Annotated in this window: 22 protein-coding genes; 7 read left to right on the top strand and 15 right to left on the bottom strand. The window is 69.2% G+C overall.

Features of this window, described 5'->3' with window-relative positions; translation table 11 throughout:
* Positions 1–62: 62 nt before the first annotated feature.
* From IPN02_13805 to IPN02_13795, 3 genes are read left to right on the top strand one after another with little or no spacing between them, the layout of a single operon-like run.
* Positions 63–1,397, top strand: a complete 1,335-nt coding sequence (locus IPN02_13805; protein ID MBK9297877.1) for an amidohydrolase — start codon at positions 63–65, stop codon at positions 1,395–1,397.
* Between the two features lie 23 nt (positions 1,398–1,420).
* Positions 1,421–2,110: a J domain-containing protein gene (locus IPN02_13800; protein MBK9297876.1), complete on the top strand. Its 690-nt coding sequence runs from the start codon at positions 1,421–1,423 to the stop codon at positions 2,108–2,110.
* Positions 2,111–2,158: 48 nt separating this feature from the next.
* A complete protein-coding gene (locus tag IPN02_13795) occupies positions 2,159–2,611 on the top strand; it encodes a hypothetical protein (GenBank protein MBK9297875.1) in 453 nt (150 codons plus the stop codon).
* Between the two features lie 45 nt (positions 2,612–2,656).
* Here IPN02_13795 and IPN02_13790 read toward each other — a convergent pair whose 3' ends face one another.
* From IPN02_13790 to IPN02_13770, 5 genes are all read right to left on the bottom strand, one after another.
* A complete protein-coding gene (locus IPN02_13790) occupies positions 2,657–3,325 on the bottom strand; it encodes a hypothetical protein (GenBank protein MBK9297874.1) in 669 nt (222 codons plus the stop codon).
* Positions 3,291–3,704 (bottom strand): hypothetical protein, encoded by a 414-nt coding sequence (locus tag IPN02_13785; protein ID MBK9297873.1) that lies wholly within the window; start codon positions 3,702–3,704, stop codon positions 3,291–3,293. The genes IPN02_13790 and IPN02_13785 overlap by 35 nt, the downstream gene beginning before the upstream one ends.
* A complete protein-coding gene (locus IPN02_13780; GenBank protein ID MBK9297872.1) occupies positions 3,697–5,787 on the bottom strand; it encodes an ABC-F family ATP-binding cassette domain-containing protein in 2,091 nt (696 codons plus the stop codon). Before IPN02_13780 ends, IPN02_13785 begins: the two co-directional genes overlap by 8 nt.
* Positions 5,788–5,925: 138 nt before the next feature.
* Positions 5,926–6,948 (bottom strand): EamA family transporter, encoded by a 1,023-nt coding sequence (locus tag IPN02_13775; protein ID MBK9297871.1) that lies wholly within the window; start codon positions 6,946–6,948, stop codon positions 5,926–5,928.
* A 71-nt stretch (positions 6,949–7,019) separates the two neighbouring features.
* Positions 7,020–8,681, bottom strand: coding sequence for an acyl-CoA synthetase (locus IPN02_13770; GenBank protein ID MBK9297870.1), 1,662 nt, complete (start codon positions 8,679–8,681; stop codon positions 7,020–7,022).
* 84 nt (positions 8,682–8,765) lie between these two features.
* Between IPN02_13770 and IPN02_13765 the strand changes: the two genes are divergently transcribed.
* On the top strand, positions 8,766–9,644 hold the full coding sequence (locus tag IPN02_13765) for an amidohydrolase (protein MBK9297869.1): 879 nt from the start codon (positions 8,766–8,768) through the stop codon (positions 9,642–9,644).
* A gap of 57 nt (positions 9,645–9,701) precedes the next feature.
* Here IPN02_13765 and IPN02_13760 read toward each other — a convergent pair whose 3' ends face one another.
* The 7 genes from IPN02_13760 to IPN02_13730 all read right to left on the bottom strand — a co-directional run bounded on the left by IPN02_13760 (position 9,702) and on the right by IPN02_13730 (position 16,081).
* The gene (locus tag IPN02_13760; protein ID MBK9297868.1) at positions 9,702–10,673 is read right to left on the bottom strand and encodes an alpha/beta hydrolase; all 972 of its coding nucleotides are present in this window, start codon (positions 10,671–10,673) and stop codon (positions 9,702–9,704) included.
* A gap of 76 nt (positions 10,674–10,749) precedes the next feature.
* The gene (locus IPN02_13755) at positions 10,750–11,331 is read right to left on the bottom strand and encodes a TetR family transcriptional regulator (protein MBK9297867.1); all 582 of its coding nucleotides are present in this window, start codon (positions 11,329–11,331) and stop codon (positions 10,750–10,752) included.
* The gene (locus IPN02_13750; protein MBK9297866.1) at positions 11,328–12,695 is read right to left on the bottom strand and encodes a hypothetical protein; all 1,368 of its coding nucleotides are present in this window, start codon (positions 12,693–12,695) and stop codon (positions 11,328–11,330) included. The genes IPN02_13755 and IPN02_13750 overlap by 4 nt, the downstream gene beginning before the upstream one ends.
* The gene (locus IPN02_13745; protein ID MBK9297865.1) at positions 12,692–13,552 is read right to left on the bottom strand and encodes a DUF3097 family protein; all 861 of its coding nucleotides are present in this window, start codon (positions 13,550–13,552) and stop codon (positions 12,692–12,694) included. The genes IPN02_13750 and IPN02_13745 overlap by 4 nt, the downstream gene beginning before the upstream one ends.
* An 84-nt stretch (positions 13,553–13,636) precedes the next feature.
* Positions 13,637–14,551: an SDR family NAD(P)-dependent oxidoreductase gene (locus tag IPN02_13740; GenBank protein MBK9297864.1), complete on the bottom strand. Its 915-nt coding sequence runs from the start codon at positions 14,549–14,551 to the stop codon at positions 13,637–13,639.
* Positions 14,552–14,617: 66 nt separating this feature from the next.
* On the bottom strand, positions 14,618–15,553 hold the full coding sequence (locus IPN02_13735) for a type I pantothenate kinase (protein ID MBK9297863.1): 936 nt from the start codon (positions 15,551–15,553) through the stop codon (positions 14,618–14,620).
* A gap of 33 nt (positions 15,554–15,586) precedes the next feature.
* The gene (locus tag IPN02_13730; protein MBK9297862.1) at positions 15,587–16,081 is read right to left on the bottom strand and encodes a DUF2505 domain-containing protein; all 495 of its coding nucleotides are present in this window, start codon (positions 16,079–16,081) and stop codon (positions 15,587–15,589) included.
* A gap of 141 nt (positions 16,082–16,222) precedes the next feature.
* Here IPN02_13730 and IPN02_13725 point away from each other — a divergent pair, with 141 nt between their 5' ends.
* On the top strand, positions 16,223–16,696 hold the full coding sequence (locus IPN02_13725) for an Hsp20 family protein (protein ID MBK9297861.1): 474 nt from the start codon (positions 16,223–16,225) through the stop codon (positions 16,694–16,696).
* 6 nt (positions 16,697–16,702) lie between these two features.
* Here the strand turns inward: IPN02_13725 and IPN02_13720 are convergent, their stop codons facing one another.
* The gene (locus IPN02_13720; protein MBK9297860.1) at positions 16,703–17,662 is read right to left on the bottom strand and encodes a cyclase family protein; all 960 of its coding nucleotides are present in this window, start codon (positions 17,660–17,662) and stop codon (positions 16,703–16,705) included.
* A gap of 2 nt (positions 17,663–17,664) precedes the next feature.
* Positions 17,665–18,750 carry a Zn-dependent alcohol dehydrogenase gene (locus tag IPN02_13715; GenBank protein MBK9297859.1) on the bottom strand — a complete coding sequence of 362 codons (1,086 nt, stop codon included), beginning with the start codon at positions 18,748–18,750 and terminating at the stop codon, positions 17,665–17,667.
* Positions 18,751–18,899: 149 nt separating this feature from the next.
* Between IPN02_13715 and IPN02_13710 the strand changes: the two genes are divergently transcribed.
* Together IPN02_13710 and IPN02_13705 are read left to right on the top strand one after the other, a co-directional pair.
* Complete coding sequence (locus IPN02_13710) at positions 18,900–19,874, top strand: ATP-binding cassette domain-containing protein (protein MBK9297858.1); 975 nt, start codon at positions 18,900–18,902, stop codon at positions 19,872–19,874.
* Positions 19,871–20,674 carry an ABC transporter permease gene (locus tag IPN02_13705; GenBank protein ID MBK9297857.1) on the top strand — a complete coding sequence of 268 codons (804 nt, stop codon included), beginning with the start codon at positions 19,871–19,873 and terminating at the stop codon, positions 20,672–20,674. Before IPN02_13710 ends, IPN02_13705 begins: the two co-directional genes overlap by 4 nt.
* Positions 20,675–20,728: 54 nt before the next feature.
* Here the strand turns inward: IPN02_13705 and IPN02_13700 are convergent, their stop codons facing one another.
* Positions 20,729–21,445 carry an enoyl-CoA hydratase/isomerase family protein gene (locus IPN02_13700; GenBank protein ID MBK9297856.1) on the bottom strand — a complete coding sequence of 239 codons (717 nt, stop codon included), beginning with the start codon at positions 21,443–21,445 and terminating at the stop codon, positions 20,729–20,731.
* Positions 21,446–21,451 lie beyond the last annotated feature (6 nt).

Raw genomic sequence — 21,451 nt, 5'->3', positions numbered from 1 at the left:
AGCGCGACGCCACACATCCCATCAACGGCAAAGCCACAGTGCCCACTGACAGCGGAGCCACGGTGCCCACTCACGCGGGAGCCCTGGTGCTCACCGGCGGCACGATCATCACCTGCGACGCCGACGACCGGGTACTCGACGATGGTGCGCTCGCCATCGTCGGCGATCGGTTGGCGGCCGTCGGCCCGACCGCCGACGTCACCGCCGCCTATCCGGGCGCCGCTCGGCACCCCCTTGGCGGGGCGATCGTGATGCCCGGCCTGATCAACGCCCACACCCACTTGGCGATGACGCTTTTTCGTGGGCTGGCCGACGACGTCGACCTGGAGGGATTCCTCGATCGCATCATGCCCGCCGAGGCCAACGTGTTGTCCGGCGAGGCCGTCCGCGACGGCGTCACCCTCGCCGTCGCCGAGTCGCTGCTCGGCGGGGTGACCGCCGCCCTCGACATGTACTTCTGGGACGGGGTGGCCTCCGAGGTCGCCCGCAGCGGTGGCCTACGCCTGGCCGGCGGCCCCGCGTTTCTCGGCGGGGGTAGCCCGGAGGGCACCAGCTTCGACGCCCAGGTCGAGCGCGCCCGGAGGCTCTGGGCCGACCAGGCCGAGGAAACGCCCGACGATCCGATCGGCCGCTGGGCCCACCCCCACTCCACCTACACGGTCGACCCCGATCAGCTCGCGCTGGTGGCCGAGGCTGCCCGCGCCGCCGGTGCACGCCTTCACACCCACGCTTCGGAGTCGGCCGGTGAGGTGGCGATGGTCAGCGCCGCCCGGGGCATGCGGCCCATCGCGCTCCTCGACTCGTTGGGGCTGCTCGGCCCCGACGTCGTGCTCGCCCACGCCGTGCACCTCGACGAGGCCGAGATCGCCGCCATCGCCGCCTCCGGCACCTCGGTTGCCCACTGCCCGGCGTCCAACCTCAAGCTGGGCTCGGGTATCGCCCCCATCCCCGCCCTGCTCGCCGCCGGCGTGGTGATCGGGCTGGGTACCGACGGCCCGGCGTCCTCCAACGACCTCGACCTGTTTGCCGTCATGCGCCTCACCGCCCTGATCCACAAGGGGGTCAGCGGCGATGCGACCACCATGACAGCGCACCAGGTGCTGCGGGCGGCCACGATTGGCGGGGCAACGCTGCTTGGTGCCGGCGACTCGCTGGGATCGCTCGAGGTTGGCAAACAGGCCGACCTGGTCGTGCTCGATGCCGGAGCTCCCCACCTGACGCCCAGCTACGACCCGATCGGCACGGTCGTCTACGCCGCCGGACGGGGCGACGTCACCGACGTGTGGATGGCCGGACGCCGGGTGGTCGCCGACCGGACCCTGCTCACCATCGACGTCGCCGCCGCCCGTCACGCGGTCGCAGGGCGCCGCGACCAGGTGCTGGCAGCGCTCTCCTGAGCAACGCGACCGAGCTGGCGGTGGTGCTGACCGTCTTCCTCGTCGCGGTCGGATTCCGGCTCGCTGCGTTAACACTGCCAACGGACGAACGTCGGCGCGTCAACCGGATCGCCATCCAGATCACACTGGCGGCCGCTGCGCTGGGGATCGGGGTCGGCCTGGTGACCCCACTGCCACCGCTGGTCACCATGATCGTCGGCTCCACCGCCGGGGCGATCGCAGCGACGGCGATGATCCTGGGCCAGGGCGCCTCCCACCGGGCGTCGAACCTATCGCTGACCCCAGGCTTCTCGCTGTCGTCGCTCGCCCGCCGCAGCGGGCGGCTGGCCGGGGCCCACGCCGGGCAGGCGACAGCGCTCGGTGGTGCCCTCCGGGACCTACTCGAGCAGTTCGAAGCAGACTTCGGCCCGTGGGGCGAGGGACGGCTCGACCCGGGACAACCATCAGGCGGCGGCCAAACGTCGGGTCGCCCCAAGCCGATCTCGACGCCCGGCGACGCCCCCTACCGGGTACTCGGCGTCGATCGCAGCGACGATCGGGCCGCCGTACGCAAGCGGTACCTGGAGCTGGTCAAGCGGGACCACCCGGACAGCTACCCCACCACGGGCGAGCAGACGCCGGACCAGGCGCAGCGGCAGGCCCGGGCCGAAGCGAACCTCAAGATCATCACCGAGGCCTACCGCCTGATCCGCGTCGAACGCGGCTGGAGCTGAGCGGCCCGAGACCGCCAAGGAGCGCTCTCAAGACGCACAGTCGGTTCGTTGACGTACCTCCTGGACACGTCAGCCATCATCGGATGGCTCGAACGCAGCGACAGCTCGCTGCCCTCCCTCATCGCCGCCAGCGATTCTGCGCTATACCACCCTGTCGCCCTCGGCGAGCTCTACGCCGGGATCGAGCGCGCCGGGACCAGCCCAGAGCGGGAGATGCGGACGAACACGTTGCGGTTCACGGTGCAGCGACTTGAGCAGATCGGCGAACACGCTCTGCCCGCCGAACAGTTCGGCTTCCTGACCGCACGCTTCGGCCGAAAGCTCTCGCACAACGTCTACTGGACCGTTGCCAGCGCGATCGCCGCAGGTGGCCTCACGTTGGTGACCGAGGACGTGAAGTTGTTTGACATCGTGACCTCCACGCAGTTTCTGGAAGCGCTCGACGAACGTGCTTGGCTGCCGCCGCCATGCGAGCTCGTTGAGTCCCAAGCGGTTCGCTAGACCGAGCGAAGGCCGAGCTGACGCGGCGATCTCACCGCTGGCCGGTCAGACGCAGCCAGCTTCCCCACACCCCCCCCCCCCCCCCCCCCCCGGTGCAGCCCCCCCCCCCTCCTGCGCGGGGCCCCCCCCCCCCCCCCCCCGGGTGCCGGGCCGGGTGCGGCGTTCGGTGGAGGTCGAGTGCAGCCAGGCAGGGCCGTCGGCGGCGGCCGTCACGCTGACCTCGGTGTTGGAGCAGCCCCCGTCGGCCACCGACTGGTAATTCACTCGCGCCGACTGCACCCGGTGCACATTGCCGCGTTCGTCGATCGCGGTCGGGTTGGACCAGGCAACCCGAACCGGGACGGCGTCGCAGCGGGCGAACACCTCCGACCACACCATCGGTGACACCAACCGGTCGCCCGGCGCCCACAGGTCACGGATCACCTGGGGTTCGGCGGTGTGAGCAGGCGAACCGACGTTGGCCGACACGCCTGCGTCCGGACCTGCAGCGAGCGGCGTGATCGTCGCCCGCCAGGCGGTGAATCCAGGCGGCGGTGCAGCCGCCAGCGGGTCTGACGTCGTCGCCTCCGGCACGCCGTACCCGGGTGCAGAGGGACCGGTGGCCAAGTCGCCCGGCGCTCGGGCGACGGTCAGCCGGTAGGGCACGCCAACCCGCCACGGGTAGTCGACCGAGTTGGCGTTACCCGACGAGGAATGCAGCCATCCCCTGGCCACCGTCGAGTTCGCCGACGGCGCCGTACCCGCCCCAGTTGACCGCCCCGTGCCCGGGATGCTGGGCCGCCCACTGCGGGCCGGTGTGGGCGGCACCCTGGCGTCTGCCGCTCGCAGCATCCTCGAAGCCCACCTGCAACGCCCAGAAGTACAGGTCGTCGGTTCGAGGCTCGTCCAGGATGGTGAGGGTGACCCCCACCTCCACAAAGCGTCCGGGCAGGTCCCAGAACAGGTGCATCGACGACGCCCGGTTGCTCGAGGTGGGGTACCCGCGGGTGCGCTCGCTCGGGGCGAGCCCGCCGAAGAGGCGTCGTAACCAACCGCTCAGACCGGTGGGCCCATCGGGAGCGGCCTCGTCGGTCCCACCAGGCTCCTCAGCCAAGCGAGGCCTCAACCTCGTCCAGCTCGGTGATCAGACCCTCCCACTCGGCCATCGTCGCAGCCGCCCGGTCCTTCGCCTCGGCCAACTGGGCGACGAGCGACTTCACCTTGTCGGCGTCGTCGTAGGTGGCAGGGTCGCCCATCTTCGCCTGGATCTCGACCACCTTGCCCTCCGTGCGGCCCACCCGCTTCTCGGCCGCCTGCACCCGCTTGCGCAGCTCGCGCGTGGCGTTGGAGTGCCGCTGACGCTCCTCCGCCGAGGCCTGACGGCGCTCCGCCGGGTTGGTGCCGGCACCGGCGCCGCCCGAGGGGCCACCCCCATTTGCCCCGGCGGGTACCGAGGCGGCCGGCGGCTTCGTGCGGTTGCGGCCCTTGGCCCGTTGCTTGCCCTGGCCGGACCTCCCTTGACTGGCCTTGCCCTGGTTCGATTTGCCCTGGCCGGACGTCTTCTGCCCGGCGGAACCCGTGACGGTGGCGCTCAACGGATGCGGGTGCAGCACGGCCTCGTCGACCTCGGGGTGGACCGTGACTTGTCCATCGCGCACCTCGATCAGCCCCGCTGCAACCGAGCGGATCAGGTGTCGATCGTGGGTCACGATCAGCACGGTGCCCGGGTAGGCCTCGAGCGCATCCTCGAGCACGTCGCAGCTGGGCAGATCGAGGTGGTTGGTCGGCTCGTCGAGCACCAGCAGGTTGACCGGGTTGACCATGATCGACGCCAACGCCAGCCGGGTGCGCTCACCACCGGAAATGTCGCCGACCAGCCGGTCGACCGCATCGCCCCGGAAGCCGAAGGTGCCCAGGATCGAGCGGAGGTTTCGGCCTGCGGGATCTTTGCCGATGGCAGCCCGGAAGGTTTCCTCGACCGTCGCCTCCAAGTCGAGCTCATCCACCTGTTGCTGGGCGAAGTAGGCGACGTCGACGTTGGCGCCCAGCTGAGCGTGGCCCGCCGAGGCCTTCAGCTGACCCAACAACAGCTTCACCAGCGTCGACTTACCGGCGCCGTTGGGGCCGACCAGCGCCCACTTTTCACCGCGCTCGATCACCAGGTCGACGCCGGTGAGGATCGGGTCATCATCGTCGTAGCCCACCGAGATGTCTTCGAGTTCGGCGACCACGCGTGCCGAGCGCTGCGGCTTCGGGAAGCCAAACTTGGCGACCAGCTGGCGGTGGTCGGGCACCTCGATGCGGTCCAGCTTCTCCAGGGTCTTCAAACGGCTCTGCACCTGGCGGGCCTTGGTCGCCTTGTAGCGAAAGCGCTCGATGAACTTCTCGGTGGAGGCGACCGACTTGGCTTGGCTGGCCGCCTGGGCCTGCAGGTTGGCCAAGCGCTCCTCGCGGGCGACGATGAACTCGGCAAACCCGCCGACGTATTCGGTGGCGCCGCCGCCGACCACCTCGAGCACCCGCTCGGCCACCGCATCGATGAAGTCGCGGTCGTGGGAGACGAACAGGATCGAGCCCGGCCAGGCGGCCAGCTGTTCCTCAAGCCAGGTCACCGAGTCGACGTCGAGGTGGTTGGTCGGCTCGTCGAGCACGAGCACCTCGGGCTTGGCCAACAACAGCTGGCCCAGGGTGGCCCGCATGCGCCACCCACCGGACAGCTCCGACACGCTGCGGTTCGCATCGCTTGGCTTGAATCCCAGCCCGGCGAGCACCCGCTGGGCCTCGGCCTCCAGCTGGTAGCCGCCCGCAGCCTCGAAGCGGGTGCTGATCTCGCCGTAGGCGTCGAGTGCCGCCTCTGCCTTGGCCGCGTCGGGCGAGGCCATGTCGGCCTCCAGCGAGCGCAGCTCCTCCTCCATTCCGGCCAGCTCACCGGCGCCGGCCATCACATGGGCCAGCACCGTGTCGTTCACCTCGTCGGTGAGGTCCTGGGGCAGGTAGCCAACGGTGAGGTCCTTGGTGCGGTGCACCTCGCCGGCATCGGCCCGCTGGTGGCCGACGACGATCTCGAGGATGGTCGTCTTGCCGACGCCGTTGCCGCCGACCAGCGCGATGCGCCGCCCGGGCAGAAGTCGAAATGAGACGTCACGAAACAGTGTGCGGCCGCCGTGACCTTTTTCAAGTGAGGAGACCGAAATCATGACCGATCAAGGCTACCGACCCGCACCTCGGTGCCGGTCATCGCGAGCGAACGAACCGGGGAGCGGAAACGACCGTCAGGGCGCGCTCTGGGCTCCCGACTTGGGACGAGCGAACGAACCGGGGAGCGGAAACGACCGTCAGGGCGCGCTCTGGGCTCCCGACTTGGGAGATGGGTCGGGAGATGGGTCGGACGTGGGGACTGGGTAGGGGGCTTGCTTGGGGACGGTGGCGCCGTCGAGGGGGCCGAGGCCGGCTGCCAGCGCCGAGCCGACGACCAGCACCCCGCCCACGTAGGCGAGGGGGCCGGGGCGTTCGCCAGCGACCGCAACCGCCATCACGGTGGCCACCACCGGCTCGGCGGTTGCGATCACCGACGCCCGGGTCGACGAGATGCGGGTCAGCCCCACCCCGAGCAGCAGGTAGGCGAGCAGCGTGCTCGCCAGCGCCAACACCGCCAACAGCCCGGCGACCTCTCGGGTGGGCCACTCCAGGTCGGCGAAGGGGACCAGCGCCAAGCCACCGATGATCATGGCGATCGCGTAGGTGCGGATCGGGCCCAAGGTCTCGACCAGCGTGCGCCCGACCAGGTAGTAGCTGGCGTAGCTGAGGCCGGCCGCCAGGCCCCAGGCAACGGCCGCTGCGCTCACGGTGACGCCCTCGCCACCAGCGGCGGCGGTGAGGGCGACGCCGCCGGTGGCGAGCAGCACCAGCGTGACCGCCCGGACGGTCGGGCGGAGCCACCCGAGGCTGACCGAGCCGATCAGCACCCACAGCGGCGCTGTGTACAACAGCACCCAGGCCAGCGTGATGCCACCGCGCTCGATCGCGGCCGGGAGCGCCGTGTAGAAGACCGAGACGCCGATCAGCCCGAGCGCCACCAGGCGCAGCCACACCACCGGTTGTCGAAGCGGTGGTGTGATGGGCGCGGCGCCGCTCTCGAGACCGGTTCCATGAAGATCCGGACCGTCGGCGGTGCGGCCCCGCATTGCCTGGATGAGCCAGATGACCGCGAAGCCGACGCCGGCGATCATTGCCCTCCAGGCGGCCATGGTCACCGGGTCGATGCCCCGGGCGGCCAGGCCGTTGGCGACCGGGCCGATCACGCCCCACAGCACCGCCGCTCCCAGCACGGCCAGTGCGCCGATCGTTCCTGGGGCCAACGAGCGGCCGGCCCTTCCCCTGAGCGTCGAGTCGCCGCCCGGTTGTCCGTCACCGCCCGATCGGCGTCGGTTCATTCCCGGTCGGAGGCGGTCTTCTTGGCCCACGGATAGTCGGCCTTGCCGGTCGGCGACCGCACCACCTCGTCGACGATCACCAGCTTACGGGGCACCTTGTACCCGGCGATCGAGGTGCGCACATGGGCCTTGAGCACGTCCAGCGTCGGCTCGGCGCCCTCCGTGGCTGCCACGATGGCGGCGACCGTCTCGCCCCAGCGCTCGTCGGGCACGCCAACGACGACGGTGTCGAAGACGTCCGGGTGGGTCTTGAGCGCCGCTTCCACCTCCTCGGGAAACACCTTCTCCCCACCTGTATTGATGCTGACCGACCCACGGCCGAGCACGGTGATCGTCCCATCGGCCTCGACGACCGCCTGATCACCGGTGATGGCCCAGCGTTTGCCGTTGGCCTCGACGAACGTCTCGGCGGTCTTCTTGGGGTCGCCGTAGTAGCCCAGCGGCATGCGCCCGGTGCGCGCCACCTTGCCGATCGTGTCCGAGCCCGGCTCGATCGGCACCATGTCCTCGTCGAGAACGCAGGTGACCTCGGGATCGAGCACAAACTTGGTGCCCTCGGAGGCGCTATCGCCGGGCATGAGTCGCTGGGTGCCCTGGGCTCCGGTCTCCGAGCTGCCGTAGCCGTCGGCAATGATCAGGTTGGGCAGGATCTCCTGAAGGCGGGCCTTGTTGTTCGGGTTGAGCGGCGCCCCTCCGGAGGACACCGTGTACAGCGATGGAACCTCGAAGCCGCCCTCGTCGTCCCAGGCGTCGAGCAGCGGCCGCGCCATGGCGTCACCGATGACGATGAGGATGTTGACCCCCTCGGCCTCGATCTGGCGCCACACCTCGGCGCCGTCGAAGCTGCCGGGCAGCAGCACCATTCTGCCGCCGCAGAGCCACCACGACATCGACGTCCACTGGGCGGCGGCGTGGATCAGCGGCGCACAGGCCATGACAACCACCTGGTCGTCGAGGATGCGGTCGCACAGTTCGTCGACGCTGGACACGGGGCCGAGCAGGCGCATCGGGTCGCCGCCGCCGACGCAGGCGAAGAAGGCATCCTCCATACGCCACTCGACCCCCTTGGGCATGCCGGTGGTGCCGCCGGTGTACATCAGGTAGATGTCGTCGCCGCTGCGTGGGCCGAAGTCGCGAGCGGTCGACGCGGCCCCCACCGCCTCGGTGTAGTCGATCGCACCGAAGGCGACCGGGTCGCCTTGCGACGGCTCGGCTCGGGGATCGATGTCGTCGACCACCAGGCTGATGCGCAGGTCGTCCAAGTCGCCCGCTACCTCGGCCATCGCATCGGTGAAGCGTCGGTGAAAGACGACCGCCACCGCGTCGCCGTCCTGGAGCAGGTGCGACAGCTCTGCGTGGACGTAGCGGTAGTTGACGTTGAGGGGCACCGCCCGGATCTTGAATGCGGCCAGCATGGTCTCCACGAACTCGACGCAGTTCTGCATGTAGCAGGCGACGTGATCGCCCGGGCCCACCCCGGCGTCGGCCAGCACGTGGGCCAGCGCGTTGGACCGCTCCTCGATCTCCCGGTAGGTCACCCGCTGGCTCCCGACCACCAGCGCCTCCCGGTCGGGATAGCGATCGGTGGTCAGCTCCCACAGATCGGCCAGGTTCCACGGAACCTGCGTTCCGCTCGATTCCGTGCTCCGGTCGGTCATCTGTGTCCCCCTGTTGGTGAGCGGTGCGTTTCGGTCGCCCGATGCCCCGGCCATTCAAACTGCAACGTGTTCTACTCTGGGTCCATGGGCATGCCAACGGACATCGGAATCATCGACACCATGGTCGGGTTCCCCTCGCCAGACCGTAGTCAGGTTTACAAGTTCATTCAGCCTCATCTGCGCGACGAGGAGTCGAAGAGCTTCTCGATGCCGGCGGCCTACATGTTTAAGGACGTGCCGCCCGAGATCGATCCCGAGGCCGACCCGGTGGCCGTCGTGCTGATGAACATGGACGCCCACGGTGTCGAGCGGGCGATGGTCAACGTGGCCAAGGACGACCGGGAGGCGCCCCGCCGGGCCATCCGCGACTTCCCCGACCGCTTCATCGCCTGCGCCGAGCTCGACCCCAACGGCGGCATGGACACCATCCGGCTGCTCGAACGCCTGGTCGCCGACTTCGGTGTGCGTGCGGTGACCACCACCCCGTTCGCCTACCGGGTGGCGATCAACGACGCCCGCTACTACCCGCTGTACGCCAAGTGCGTCGAGCTCGACCTGCCGATCTTCGTCACCGCCGGCGTGCCCGGCCCTCGGGTGCCGATGGCCGACCAGAAGGTGGAGCTGATCGACGAGGTGTGCTGGTTCTTCCCCGAGCTGAAGTTCGTCATGCGCCACGGCGCCGAGCCGTGGGAGGCGCTGGCGGTGAAGCTGATGATCAAGTGGCCCAACCTGTATTACTCCACCTCTGCATTCGCCCCCAGGTACTACCCCCAGGCGATCATCGACTACGCCAATACCCGGGGTGCGGACAAGATCATCTATGCCGGGTACTTCCCCGCCGGGCTCACCTACGACCGGATCTTCTCCGAGCTGCCCGACGTGGCCTTCAAAGACGAGGTGTGGCCCAAGTTTCTGCGCACCAACGCCGAGCGCATCCTGGGACTCGGCTCGGCTCAGGAGTAACGAAGGCGCCGACGAGCGTGTTGGGTTATGCAGTGCAGCAACTGCCGCTGGAGTGATTCAGTCGATCAGGCGCAGGTCGACCGGTTCCGTCGTGTCCGCATCGGCGGGCAGGCCGATGCGGGCTGCGGTGTGCAGGCAGGCCTCGGTGAGCTTGGGGCCAAAGGTCTCTTTGACCGGGGCCAGGTGCCCCTCGTCGTAGCGCAGGAATTCGGCGGTCGGGATCAACAGCGCCGTGCGGGCCTGCTCGAGGGGCGACACCGCCCGGTCCCTCGTGGTGACCAGCACGGTGGTGGGCACGTCGCAGTACTTGATCCAGCGTCGGGAGTCGAAGGTGGCCACCGCCACCCCCGCCTCGGTGACCATGCGCCAGTCGTGGCGGCGCATCTCCTCGGACGCCCAGCGTTGGAAGGTGCTGGGCCGCTCCCCGGTCGGGGCGAACGGGATGCGCCTGCGGATCGTCTTCGGCAGCCCCCAGGTGACGCGCAGCGGCCCGGCGATCGCCGAGACCGCACCGACCACGACGATCTGTTGGCGCAGGCCGGGCACCAGCCAGCTGCCGGTGGCGGCGAGCACCAGGCCGGACACCAGCTCCGGGTGGCGCTTCCACAACAGCTGGGCGATCGGGCCGCCCATCGAGTATCCGACGGCGATCACCGGTCCGCAGCCGAGATGCTCGATCAGCGCAGCGGTGTCGTCGGCGCAATCGGCCAAGCGAAACCGCCGCCGCGAGCGGATGCCTCGGCCGTGGCCCCGCATGTCGGGAGCGATGATGCTGAAGTGCTTCGACAGCTCGTCGAACGCGTTGTAGTAGTTCAACCCACCGCTGGCCACCCAGCCGTGAAGCAACAGAAGGGTCGGTGCGCCCGGAGGCCCCTCGACCCGACGGTAGAACGTCTTGCCGCGGCCGGGCAGCTCAACCCGTTCACCCCATGGCAACCCGAGGACGTTGTGCTCCTCGGCCTCGTCGATCGGCCCCTCGTCGTCGACCAAGCTCGTGTCGGGATGGACGGTGTCGCGCTGTTCGGCCATGAACGTTCCCCCTGGGCCACCAAAGCGCGCACGCATCAGGGGATTCCGGATGGACCGTCCGGTGGCCACCGGCAGCTTAGGACATCGGCAACAGCTGTTTGACGGTGCGGGCCAGTTTTCGCTGCACCTCGTCGGCCTCGGTCATACCCGAGATCCATCCGACCAGTGCCGCCAACCAGACGTCGAAGAGGGTGTCGGCCACGTCGATCGATTCGTCGGTCGGTTCGGCCTCCATAGCGGCGACGATCAGGGCGCGCATGGCATCGGTGACGGTCTTGACCACCTCGGCCACCTCGTCATTGCCCGACACCAGCGCCCGGATCTGGGCGATCGACACGTTGGGGCGGGCCAACAGGGCGTGATTGGCCCGTCCGAGCACGGCCAACACCCGCTCGCCGGCCGAATTCCCCCGCGCGGGACGGGCCTCCAGGTCGGCGGCCAACGCCCCCACCTCGGCCTCCATCACCGATGCCACCAGGTACTCCTTGGAGGGAAAGTAGCGGTACAACGTCCCGATCGCCACGTCGGCACGGGCGGCGACGTCGCGCATCTGTACCGACTCGTAGCCGCCCTCCGCTGCCAACGCGGAGACCTCCCGCAGCATGCGTCGACGCCGGGCATCCTGGGCCGCGGTCAGCCGGCTGCCGGCGGCGTTCACTGAGGGGACGGGCTCGGCGCCGACGGCAACGTGGCCCACGAAACTGGCCGGCCCGCCACCTCGACGATCGCGTCGAGGTCGTCGAGCGCCACAGCCACGGGGCGAACCAGCGAACCCTGCGACGAGGAACCCTGGAAGGGAGCACCCACCCCGCGATAGTCCGCCTCGGTGGCGCGAGCGTGTTCGTCGGCGCTCATGGCGGGAGCATCGGGCGCCCACGCCTGCACGACCACACCGACCCCGAGCCGTTGGGCGAGCGCCAGCACCTCGGGCTCAAGTTCACCACCGTCGACCTCCATGCCACCGGCGCGCACGCCGATCGACGGGCGACCGGCCAGGCGAGCCATCAGGGCACCCGCCGCAGCAAAGCCCGGCAGCGGCGTGGTGGCGACGACGACCGACCGCGGCACGGCCGTCGGAAACGCGCGCCCAACCCAGAAGCCCGCCAGATCGGCCTCGACGACCGCCACGCCGTCGTCGGGTGCCGCCCCGGAGAGGTGAAGTGCAGCTCGAGGCGCCGACAGCGGCACCTCGTCGCGCTCGTAGGCAGGACCGGTGACCGCCGCCAGCGCCTCGTACAGCGGCGGGCGTGGCGCCGGGCCGCCGGCAGGACGGGTCCAGCCCTCTGCTGCGATCGAGAGCTGACGGGGATCGAGGTCGATCACGTTGCCGGTCGGACGGGCGGGCAGTTCGTCGTCGCCGACCCCGCAGATGATCACTACCACGGCGTCGTCGACGCCACCGAGCTCGCCGTCGCGGGCCTGGAGGCCGATCGTGCCGGCGTGGTAAGGGCTGTTCCAACGAAACACACCCTTGGCCCCGACCGTGTTGAGCACCGGCATGCCCAGGCGTTCGGCGAACGAAGCCAGTGCCTCGACCGAGCCGGAACGGACGACGCCGACGCCGGCGATCACCGCCAGCGGAGCGCCTTGTAAGGATGATCCCAGCTGGTAGGCCACCTGCCGGTCGAGCTCACCGCCCACTGTCAGGCCGTCGGGCACGTCTGCGCCCAGGTCGAGATCGAGGTGCAGCGCCACGGTGGCGGGCATCATCGGGTCGATTCCCGCCAGCGTGTCGAGCAGTTCCTCGGGTGATCCGACCGTCTGGGGAAACGCTGTACCGCCGGGGAGCGATGACAGGTGCAACAGCTGACCGGCGAGTACCGCTGCGCCCAGGCCGCCATTGACCGCCCCGTCGGCGTCGGCGAGCAACACGGCCAGGTCGGGGTCGTCGACGTCAATATGGGGAAGGCCCCCGGCGGCCGTGCCCAGATCGAGTCCGACCGTGCGCCGCACGCCGAGTGCTGCCAGCGCGCCGGCAAGCACCTCTGCGACGGTGCCCGGCTTGGTCTCGGCCTGGCTCACGTCGGCTCCTCCCCGCCGCCGACCAGGGCGTCGAGGGCCGCTTCGACGGCGCCCACCAAAGAGGGATCGAGGTCAGAGAATCCGTTCACCGAGGCGAGGATACGACGCCAACCCTCCTGGGGCGTCCCCCAGCCCAGGCGGCGACAGGTGCCGGTCTTCCAATCCTCGCCCTTGGGCACGTCGGGCCATGCCGCGATGCCGACCACCTGTGGACGGACGCACGCCCACACGTCGACGAACGGATGACCGACGACCGTGACCCACTTCGACGCTGCGCTGCGCTGGGACTCGGTGAGGTGCCACTCCTTCGTGCCCGGGATGAGGTGATCGACCAACACGGCAAGGCGGGCCTGCGGCCCAGGAGCGAACCGGGCGACCGCCGCGTCGAGGTCGTCGATCCCGCCCTGGGGTTCGACGACGATGGCGGCGTCGCGCAGGTCGTCGCCCCACACCCGCTCGATCAGGCGGGCATCGTGGTCGCCCTCCACCCACAGGCGGCTGGCCCGGGCGACCTTGGCCGGGCCTTGTGGGGCGGCGATCGAGCCCGACGCGGTCCGTCCCAGCGACAAGCCCGACGACGGAACCCGGTCCACGCCGATCAGCGTGATCGTCTCGCCGGCGACAGCAAAGCCGCCCGCCAGGTTGGTCACCCGACGTGTCGTGCCATCCAGCAGCCGCAACACCACCCAGTCGCGGTGCCATTTGTCGACCGTTCCGCGGGCGCCGGTCGCCCGGTGCACCACGGTCTCGGCATCGGAAACCCGTCGCTCCGGCGGGCCGGCGGCGATGGGGTCGTTGCGCAGGTCCAGGATGTCACCGGGAACCGGGTTCGACGCGGGTCGTGAGAAGCGTGCCACCCTGCCAACGTAGGAGAGATGGCGGAGCGACCGGCGCATCCGGGCTCCGCCATCCCGACCGACGGGAACATCCGGGCGTGGGCTTCAGTAACGCAGACCCGGGGCTCGGGTGCCGAAGATGTCGACTCCGAGCTGCGAACCCAGCTTGGTGGCGTCCCAGCGCTTGCCCTTGTTGTTGAGGGTTGCGCCGTCGCTCCAGCCCTCCATCCAGATGATGTTCTCCGCCACCGCGCGGATCACCTGACCGCTGACGTGGGCGGCCTCATCGGAGGCCAGCCATGCGACCAGCGGCGAGGACACCGACGGGTCCATCGGGTTCCACTCGCCCTCGGCCACATCGTCGGCCTCGATCACGTCGGGCGCACCGGGCATGGTGGCGGTGATACGGGTGGCGGCGGCGGGGCCGACGCAGTTGACCGTCACGCCCATCTTGGCCAGCTCGAGGCTGAGGGTCTGGGTCATCCCGGCGATGCCGGCCTTGGCGGTGGCGTAGTTGGACTGGCCGAAGTTGCCGACCAGGCCGGCACCGGAGGTGGTGTTGATGATGCGGCCGCCCACCGGCGCACCGCTGGCCTTGTTGCGCTCACGCCAGTGCACCGCTGCGTGCTTGGACGGGGCCCAGGCACCCTTGAGATGCACGGCGATCACCGAGTCGAAATCCGCCTCGTCCATGTTCCAGATCGCCGAGTCCCGCACGATGCCGGCGTTGTTGACCAGGATGTCGAGCTGCCCGTAGGTATCGATCGCCTGCGCAACCATCTCGCCCGCCGCTGCGTAGTCGGCCACGTTGGCAAAGTTGGAGGCGGCCTGCCCGCCGCGCTCGACGATCAGCGCCACCGTGTCGTCGGCGGCCTTGCCGGTGCCCTCGCCGTGCACCGAGCTGCCCAGGTCGTTCACGATCACCTTGGCGCCGTGGCGGGCCAGCTCCAGCGCATGGCCTCGACCGATGCCCTGACCGGCCCCGGTTACGACGGCCACCTTGTTGTCCAACATTCCCATGTGCGGGCGCTCCTCGTTCGAAATCTGACGGTTCGTCAGATTCTAGAGGGAGCGGGTTGAAACTACCTACAGACGACGCAAGTGCACCCGCTCCACCCGGTGGGCGCGGCCCTTCTCCAGAATCACGTCGGCCCGCTCGCGGGTGGGCAGGATGTTCTCGGCCAGGTTGGCGCCGTTGACGGTGCGCCAGATTCGACGGGCGGTCGCTTCGGCCTCGGCCTCATCGAGCCGGGCATAGGTCGTGAAGTAGCTGTCCGAGGTCTGAAACACGGTCTCGCGCAGCTTGAAGAACCGCTCGACGTACCACTGCTCGACCAGGTCCTCGGGGGCGTCGACGTACAGCGAGCTGTCGAAGAAGTCCGACACGAACACCACGGGGGTGCCCCGCTCCACCATCGGTGCTTGCAATACGTTCAGGCCCTCGACGATCACGATGTCGGGATCGCAGATCACCTGCGACTCGTCGGGGACGATGTCGTAGCTCACGTGGCTGTACACCGGTGTCGTCACCGATGGCTCGCCGCTCTTGAGCCGGCTGAGCACGTCGATGAGCGCGGCCCGGTCGTAGCTCTCCGGAAACCCCTTGCGCTCCATCAGGCCGCGCTCGGCCAGTACGGCGTTGGGGTGCAGGAAGTTGTCGGTGGTGATCAGCGCCACCTTGGGGTGATCGGGCCAGCGCTTCAACAGCGCCGCCAACACCCGGGCGGTCGTCGACTTACCCACCGCCACCGATCCGGCCACCCCCAACAGGTACGGCACCTTGACCGCCGGCGCACCCAGGAAGGTATCGGTGGCACGGAAGAGCGCCTGAGACGCGCTGACGCGCAGGTTCATCAGGCGCGAGACCGGCAGGTACACCTCCTCCACCTCGTGCAGGTCGAGACGGTCGTTGATGCCGCGCAGGTCGGCGACGTCGGCCTCGCTCAGGGTGAGCGGCGTGGAGGCGCGCAGCCCGGCCCAGGTGTCTCGGTCAAAGCTCCGATACCGGGACTGGGGGTTCACACGGCCTGCCAGCTCAAGGGCGAGAGGGCCCGATCAGGCCCGGCTCAACCAGGCGTCGCCCGCGGCAAACTCGGCGTTGATCTGCTTCTCCAGCTCGCCCTTGGACGCCTTGGCGATCCGATCGCCGATCAGGGGCACCTTGATCGAGACGTCCATCTCGATCTCGTAGTGGGTGGTGCCGTCGTCGTTGGAGGTGATCAACGTGGTGCCCTTGGTCTGCTGTGGAACACCGTCCATCGTCACGTCGAAGTGGCCGCCGTAGGTGCCATCGCCCTTGTCCATCCAGACGTCATCGGTGGTGACCAGCGGGCTGGAGGGCAGCACCTTCTTGGCGATCGCCGGCACGTCGAGATCGGTGTTCCTCTTGATCACCATGCGCAAGCCGTCGTCGGAAGGCTCCTCGGTGATCACCTCGATGTTGTGGTGACCCATCGCCTCGAACTTGGCGACGTGTGCCTTCGGGTCGGAAAACATCGCCCACACCTCCTCGATCGGGTGGTCGAAGTCGTGCTTCATCGTCAGCTTCACGGTGCTGTGGCTCCTCATCCCCGCGGGGCTCTGGGTTCGGGTTGGAATCCCAGAGCGTAGGTCAAGGGCGGCGAAGCACCTCCACGAAGAAGCGTTCGCCAGCGCGGGCTGGGGGCCGGAGGTCCGGGATACGGTGTGTCGATGAGCACATCCACGGGCGATCACGACGAATCAAACCGCAGCGCCGGCCGGGCCGAAGGCCACGACGGTGCCTCCCACGAGGAGGTGCTCGCCTCGACGCGCGAGGCCCAGCACCGCTTGGAGGCGTCGCCCCAGCGTGTGCCGATCAACGCCTACCGCTCCGACGCCGCATTCGTCGTCGTGGCACCGGTGCCCGGCGTCAGCCCCGAGGACGTGCACGTCGAACTGCGCCAAGGATCGGTCCGCTTCTGGACCAACGTCCGCTCGGCGACGACGCGCACCTATGACGTGCACGAATGGCACTACGGCGGTTACGAACGGACCATCGAGGTACCCGACGGATTCGGGGCGTCGGTGTTGGTGTCGCTCGGCAACGGCCAGCTGGTCATCCGGGTCGCCGCCGGTCCGTTTGGCGGCGACGTCGACCTTCAGGCCACCCAGGCCGACGCAGACCACCATCTCGCGACCGACTGAGCATCCTCAGCGGATGGCGAGCGGGGCGACCGGCGTCGATGTGGCGCCGACCAGGGGTTCGGGCACGGCGATCAGCTGAGCGGTGGCCGGCCGGTCGGGATGGGCGGCACATTCGTCCGCCAACGCCTCCAGGTTCCAGTTCTGACCCTGCACCATGCCCAGATCGCGCAGGCACAGCAGGTGGACGGCCAGCAGATCGTCCCAGTTGCCGGTCTCGGGCGGAAACACCTCGTGGCTGTAGGTATCGCTGAACACCCCGGCCAGGTCGTGGCGGGCAAACCACTCAACGCAGCTGACCCCGATGCCCGGCAGCTGCCAGTCCTTGCCGACCGCGTAGCGGCGACGGTCACCCGACAGGTAGTGGCGGACGTCGCCGGTGCGCACCAACACGACATCGCCCGGCTCGGGTGTGACCCCGGCGCGCTCGATGGCGGCGTCGAGCACGTCGGCGGTCACCGCCTGCCCCGGTTCCATGAAGTCGATCCCCAACGTGCGGGGCACGTCGAGGAGGATCGCCCGGGTGTTGATCGGCCGCAGCTGCTCCGCACCGCACCAGGTGGCGCCGGAGGCGGCACCGATCGTGTCGGTCGACCGGCCGTTGTACAAGAGGCCGTCGTAGGCGACATGTGAAAGCGCGTCCACGTGGGTGCCGGCCGAGGTCGACATCGTCAGCTGATCGTCGCAGCCGGTCCAGATGCCGGGAGCCATCGGATCGCGCTCGTTCATCGTCGTAAACGTCAGGACGGCGTTGAGCCGACCGGCCGGCTGGCCGACCTGCACGCCCTTGCCCTCCCCCAGCAACGGGAGCGCCAACGGAAACGCCGCGCCGTCGACGACGCAGGCGGCGCCGCGCCGCGCCGCCTCCGGGGTCAACAGGTTGCCGGTGCCGGCCTGGTCGTCGTCGCCCCAGCGACCCCAGTTGGAAACCCGCTCGGCCAGCTCGCGCAGTTCCTCGGAGAACGCCACGGTTAGATCGGTTCGGTTCCGGACACGGCGAGCACGCCGCGGGCCAGCTTGCCCTCGTGCAGCTCGTCGAGCGCCTTGTTGAACTCCTCCAACGGATAGGTGGCGCTCACCAGCTCGTCCAGCTTCAGGCGACCGGCCTGGTAGAGGCGCACCAGCATCGGGATGTCGTACGCCGGGCGCGACGAGCCGTAGCGGCAGCCGGTGATCGACTTGTCGTTGTACATCGTGTTGACGACGAAGCTGGCCTCGGCGCCCATCTTGGGCACCCCCACCATCACGACGGTGCCGCCAAAGTCCAACAGGTCGGTCGACATGCGGATCAGCGCGGTCGACCCGACGCACTCGAAGACGTAGTCGACGCCGTTGGGGCAGATCTCCTTGATCGCCTCGACCAGGTCGACCCCCTCGCCGGCGCAGACGAAGTGGGTGGCGCCAAACTCGCGGGCGAGCTGCTCCTTGGCCGGGTTGGTGTCGACGGCGATGATCGGCAGCGAATCGGACAGCGCCAAGCCCTGCACGACGTTGAGGCCGATGCCGCCCACGCCGATCACCACCGCCGACTCGCCGTGGCTGACCTTGGCCCGATTGATCACGGCGCCGACGCCGGTGATGACGCCGCACCCGATCAGCGATGCCGAGCTGAGGGGAATCTCCTTGGGAACGGCGATCGCCGAGGTGGCCTTGACGACGGTCTCCTCGACGAACGCCGACGTGTTGGCGAACTGGAAGGCCTTCTCGCCGCCGACGGTAAAGGGACGGCCCAGCCGCCCGGCGTTGGCCCGACAGAACGTCGGCTTGCCCCGGGCGCACTCGGCACAGATGCCACAGTTGCCGAGGGTGCTGAGCACCACGTGGTCGCCCTCGGCCAGGGTGGTGACGTCGGGGGCGACGCCGACGACGACGCCCGCTCCCTCGTGGCCGAGCACGACCGGCGGCGGAAACTTGATCGTTCCGTCGATCACCGACACGTCGCTGTGGCACAACCCGGCCGCCTCGATGCGCACCCGGACCTCCCCGGCGCGGAGGTCCCGCACCTCGATGTCGTCGCGAACCGACGCTTCGCTTCCGTCGAAAACAATGCCCCTCATGCGGTGGTGCCCTTCCTGGTTTGCCCGGCCCGCTCCTGGCTGATCAGCGGCCGAGACTTATCTGACGACCCGTCAGAAGCTATCGGGTCGCTCGGCGCAGTTCACCCTCTCGTTTGGCCCATCACGACAACGGGTACGTTTCCCGCTCCATGTCGCCCGCAATCGAAACCCACACCATCAAGCGCACTTTCGACGGCAGGCCCGCCGTCGACGGGGTCGACCTCAGCGTGGCCCCCGGCGAAATTTATGGGTTTCTCGGGCCCAACGGCGCCGGCAAGTCGACGATGGTGCGCATGCTGTGCACCCTGTTGGCACCCACGTCCGGAACGGCCGCCGTGCTCGGACACGACGTCGCCAAGGACCCCAACGGCGTGCGGTTCAACATCGGGGTGGCGCTGCAGGACGCCGGGCTGGACGAGCGTCAGACCGGGCGGGAGATCCTCGACATCCAGGGTCGGCTCTACGGCCTGAACCGCTCGGAGATCGCCCAGCGCACCACGGACATCATCTCGTTCATCGACCTGGGCGAGGCGTTCGACCAGCGGGTGGCCACCTACTCGGGCGGCATGAAGCGGCGCCTCGACCTGGCCGCCTCGCTGGTGCACAACCCGCAGGTGCTGTTCCTCGACGAGCCGACCACCGGTCTCGACCCGATCAGCCGCAAGAAGGTGTGGGACGAGGTGCGCCACCTCAACGAGGAGCTGGGGATGACCGTGTTCCTCACCACGCAGTACCTCGAGGAGGCCGACGAGCTGGCGGACCGGGTGGGCATCATCAGCCACGGCAAGCTCGCGGTCGAGGACACCCCGACCGCGCTGAAGCGCCAGCTCGGCAACGACCTGATCGTCGTCGAGGTCGAACATGCCCAGATGGAGCTGGCCGAATCGACCCTGGCCGGGCTCGAGGGCACCGAGGGCGTCGAGATGCGAGGCCACGAGCTGCTGGTCGGCACCCCCAACGGTGCCGCCCTGCTCAGCCCGGTGGCGATCGCCCTGGGCAAGGCCGACCTCAAGGTCCTCAGCCTGACGCTGCGCACGCCCACCCTGGACGACGTGTTCGTCTCGGTGACCGGCGAGCGTCTGGCCGGGGACGACGACGACCAAGACGACGTGGAGTCCGAGTGAGCAACACCGAGATCAGCACCCAGATCAGCGCCCGCCCCGCGGGCTTCTTCACCGACCTGGCCACGGTGGCCCGACGGGCGATCCGCAGCCTTCCCCGGGAGCCGGAGGCGATCATCCCGGCGATCATCGTGCCGGTGTTCTTCTTCTTCGTCAACGTGGGATCGCTCCAAAAGTTGGCCCAGAGCAGCGGCAGCGTGACCGACTTCAAGGCCTTCCAGCTGCCGGTGGCGATCATCTTCGCCGTCACCGGTGTGTCCCGTGCCTCGGCGCTGGTGACCGACATCCAGGACGGCTACTTCGATCGCCTGTTGGTCACCCCGGTAAAGCGGCCCGCGCTGCTGCTCGGGCTGATGATCGCCGACTTCGTGCTGGTGGTCGTCCTCAGCATCGGCGTCACCGCCCTGGCCATGGTCATGGGCGTTCGCTTCGTCACCGGCCCGCTGGGCATGCTGGCCTTCCTGCTGATCGCCGGCGCCTGGGGCGTGGCCTTCACCGGTTTCCCGTACACGATCGCTCTGCGCACCGGAAACCCGGGCGCGGTCGCTTCCAGCTTTCTGCTGTTCTTTCCGTTCGCCTTCCTCACGACGTCGTTTCTTCCCAAGGAGGCGCTCAGCGGCTGGCTGCAGACCGCCGCCACCTACAACCCGGTGACCTACCTGCTCGAGGGCCTGCGGGCGATCGTGTCCAGCGGGTGGGAGGTGGCGCCGATCGCCAAGGCCATTGCGGCCGTGCTCGGCTTGGGCCTGGTGACCTTCACGCTGGCCTTTCGATCGCTGGGCGCCCGAGTCTCCAGCGACTGAGGACCCGCTGCGCGTGTCGACCGGAAGGCCGACCGATGTTGTGGAGCGTTGCGCTCAGCGGCCCAGGCGGGGCGCCGCCAACACGTCGGCATACAGGTCGCGCTTCAACGTCGACACGATGGTGGGCGCCTTCCCGGCACCGTCCGCCGCCAGTTCGAGCGCACGTCCCTTCAGGGCGTCTGGTTCGGCGATGTGCTCGACGATGCCGGCGGCCAACGCTTCGGCCGCGTCGAACCGGTGGCCGGTGGTGATGGCCCGGTGCGCCGTCTGGGGCATCAGACGTGCCCGGATGAGGGCCAACTGGAACGGCTGGAACGCCAGACCCAGGTCCACCTCGGGCAGGCAGAACCAACCCCGGTCGGCGCGCATCACCCGCTGATCGTGGGCCAGTGCCAACATGGCCCCGTATCCGAAGGCGTGGCCCGACAGCGCCGCCACGGTTGGGCCGGGGTAGGTCAGGATCCGGGCCAGCACGTCCAGCGACCGCTCGACCTCGGCCTCCACCTCACCCTGCTCCAGCCCGGCAAGAAACTCGAGGTCGTAGCCGGTGCAGTAGGCCCGCTGTGACCCGATCGTCACCAAGGCCGGCGGCTGCTCGGCACCCTCGAGCCGATCGATGGCGTCGATCACCCCATCCAACCACTCGCCGTCAACCGTGTTGAGGCCGTCACCCAAGACCAGGACGGCCGTCCCATCCAACTCGGACAACGTGACCGCACCCCAGCGTGTCACCGCGTCCTCAACGTCGGCTGCAGCTGCGTGATCGTTCATCAGCTC

The sequence above is a fragment of the Candidatus Microthrix subdominans genome (assembly GCA_016719385.1).
Taxonomy (GTDB): Bacteria; Actinomycetota; Acidimicrobiia; order Acidimicrobiales; family Microtrichaceae; genus Microthrix; species Microthrix subdominans.
The sequence above is the reverse complement of the archived record's forward strand: the minus strand, read 5'-3'. Positions and strand labels throughout refer to the sequence as shown.

Coding starts and splice junctions, on each gene's coding strand:
- IPN02_13765 (MBK9297869.1), top strand. CDS start 8,766: ATGGGCATGCCAACGGACATCGGAATCATCGACACCATGGTCGGGTTC.
- IPN02_13710 (MBK9297858.1), top strand. CDS start 18,900: ATGTCGCCCGCAATCGAAACCCACACCATCAAGCGCACTTTCGACGGC.
- IPN02_13780 (MBK9297872.1), bottom strand. CDS start 5,787: ATGATTTCGGTCTCCTCACTTGAAAAAGGTCACGGCGGCCGCACACTG.
- IPN02_13715 (MBK9297859.1), bottom strand. CDS start 18,750: ATGAGGGGCATTGTTTTCGACGGAAGCGAAGCGTCGGTTCGCGACGAC.
- IPN02_13760 (MBK9297868.1), bottom strand. CDS start 10,673: ATGGCCGAACAGCGCGACACCGTCCATCCCGACACGAGCTTGGTCGAC.
- IPN02_13740 (MBK9297864.1), bottom strand. CDS start 14,551: ATGGGAATGTTGGACAACAAGGTGGCCGTCGTAACCGGGGCCGGTCAG.
- IPN02_13725 (MBK9297861.1), top strand. CDS start 16,223: ATGAGCACATCCACGGGCGATCACGACGAATCAAACCGCAGCGCCGGC.
- IPN02_13770 (MBK9297870.1), bottom strand. CDS start 8,681: ATGACCGACCGGAGCACGGAATCGAGCGGAACGCAGGTTCCGTGGAAC.
- IPN02_13700 (MBK9297856.1), bottom strand. CDS start 21,445: ATGAACGATCACGCAGCTGCAGCCGACGTTGAGGACGCGGTGACACGC.